2 protein-coding genes are annotated in these 2120 nt (G+C 66.2%); both read right to left on the bottom strand.

The window, feature by feature from the left end:
- Window positions 1–43 precede the first annotated feature (43 nt).
- Window positions 44–394 carry a helix-turn-helix domain-containing protein gene (locus J2Y58_RS20795; protein ID WP_310107367.1) on the bottom strand — a complete coding sequence of 117 codons (351 nt, stop codon included), beginning with the start codon at window positions 392–394 and terminating at the stop codon, window positions 44–46.
- Window positions 395–817: 423 nt separating this feature from the next.
- Window positions 818–1993 (bottom strand): tyrosine-type recombinase/integrase, encoded by a 1176-nt coding sequence (locus tag J2Y58_RS20790; protein WP_310107364.1) that lies wholly within the window; start codon window positions 1991–1993, stop codon window positions 818–820.
- Window positions 1994–2120 lie beyond the last annotated feature (127 nt).

Genomic DNA, 2120 nt, shown 5'->3' with positions numbered 1-2120 from the left:
GCTGGGACGAGCTGATGCCGTGGAACTGGGTGCCCCAGACAGATCAGCCAACAGCCCAAGCCGCATAAACTGCGGTCCTCACGCCACGCTTACACTGAACCTGACGCACGCTCTTGCCTAGCTTCTCGGCGAGTTCCTCGTTGCTCGGCCAGACGATCGGCTCGTGGGTTGCCTGCCAGTCCAAGTCGTGGGTGTATCCGAAGAGCACGTCGATCAGCATTACGATCTTGAAGTCGATCCCGAGCTGTGACGCCGCCCCCTTGATCGCTGCGAGGACCTTCCCCTTGGTGATGCCGTCCGGCAGGCCGCTGAAGCTCTGGGCGAGCTGGTCTGCGGCGACAGCGGCGGTATCGTGCCGGCGCAACCCGCGACCGGGATTTATGGCGCGAAGCATCGTTCGGTTCTCCCCACGTGGAGCCCGTTCCGGACGCAGCGATCGGTGGCGTGAATCACGCTCGATCTTGCTTTTTCAGGTGATGCCGACTAGCTGTTGGTTTCCTACGCCGCTGCTAGTCAGCGCCACGAGAGCCCGGCTACGGCCGGGCTTTCTGTTTGTCCGTTCGAGCGACCCCTTTTTAGTGCCACCATGCCGGCCGGCATGGCGGGAAGGGCGCGGTCGACTCCGTGGTCGACCGAAACGCGCTCCCGGCGGTCAGCCTACCTGAGCTTCCCGGCAGACAGCGGCATCTTTGACTCGTGCTATCGCCGACAACGTGGGGCAAAATGTCGTGCTTTCGCCAACAAAGTGCGTCGGCCGCACTCGTGCTATCGCCAACAATGTCCGTTGGATCGTAAACCTGCCGACGATTCGGCGGGGTTACATGAAAGCCTTTCCGGCGTGATCGCGATAACGTTCCGTGTCCCGGACATATTCCGCGACCATCTCGATCGATGCGTGGCGGCTGTGCTCGCGCATCTTGAACAGGTTGGCGTTCTGTCGCCCTGCTTCGGTGAGGAAGCCGGCGCGCAGCGAGTGGCCGGAGAACGCCTCGGCTGGATAGCCGGCAGCGGCCGCGGCCGCCTTGACCACCAGCGCCACGCCCTTGGTGCTCATTGGCTTGGCAGTGAGGCGCCCCTGCGGTGTCAGCTTACGGAACACCGGCCCCTCGGTAATCCCGGCGATCGCGATCCACGCCTCGTAGTGGCGCACCGGCTCGAGCCTGGGCCCGTCGAGCACGGCCACACCCTGACCTTCGCCGAACTGGTCGGTCTTTGACGCCGCGACTGTGACGGTCAGTCCCTCTCGGTCGCGGGTTACCCGGTCGACGGTGATCGCCACCAGCTCGGAGCGTCGGAACGCTCCGCCCATGCCGATCGCGAGCAGGGCGCGGTCGCGGTGTGCGCGCAGGTCGTCGCCGGCAATCGAGCGGAGCATGTCGCGCAGGATGTCGCCGTCGGCCGCACGCTTCTTCCGCTTCTTCTCGCCGGCTTTCGTTCGCCGGATCCCGCCCATGACCAAGCCGAGGTCGCTGGCCCCGGGCTGCGACGTCGGCGGCTCTACCTTCGCCATGCGGTGCGCGAACACGATCGCGGCGAGGCGCCGGTCGATGGTCGACCGGGTCAGCGGCCTGGGCAGGCGCGGCGCGCGCAGCTTGCCCGTCTTGGTGCGGCGCTCGGCCGCAGGTGTGAAGCCGGTGGTGGCGAGCTCGCTCAGGAACGCCGCGACCGTCGCCGGCGATGCCGGCAACGGCCGGTAGCGCCGCTCGAGGCACCAGGCGAGGAAGAGGTCCCAGTCGGATTTGTAGGCTTGGAGTGTCGCGTCGGCGCGGCCGCGCTTGGCAAAGCCCTCGACCCGCTCCTGGTCGCTGGGTGCCAGCTCGGGCAGGTAGAGGTCCTGCGGCTCCGCGTGATCGAGGACGGTGAGCGCGCCGGTGATGATGGCGTCGAGGTCGGCCGGAGCGTCGGCGCCGATCGGCACGCGGTCGCGAGCCGGCTCATTGCCCGGATCGCCAGTCTCACCAGCCGTGACAGGAATCTCATCGTCGGTGACCATCGGCCGGTTCGTTCGTCATCCTGGGTGAGACTTGTAGGTTTCCCTAAAATGGTGGACGCCATCCTACCTACAGCAGCAGCTGAAAAGAGTGGATCTGCGCCCGAAACAGTGGACGGCAGCCGCTCTG

The organism is Sphingomonas sp. BE138, assembly GCF_031456125.1.
Classification (GTDB): domain Bacteria; phylum Pseudomonadota; class Alphaproteobacteria; order Sphingomonadales; family Sphingomonadaceae; genus Sphingomonas.
The sequence above is the reverse complement of the archived record's forward strand: the minus strand, read 5'-3'. Positions and strand labels throughout refer to the sequence as shown.

Excerpts from the sequence above, each read along its gene's own strand:
- J2Y58_RS20795 (WP_310107367.1), bottom strand. The coding sequence starts at position 394 with ATGCTTCGCGCCATAAATCCCGGTCGCGGGTTGCGCCGGCACGATACC.
- J2Y58_RS20790 (WP_310107364.1), bottom strand. The coding sequence starts at position 1,993 with ATGGTCACCGACGATGAGATTCCTGTCACGGCTGGTGAGACTGGCGAT.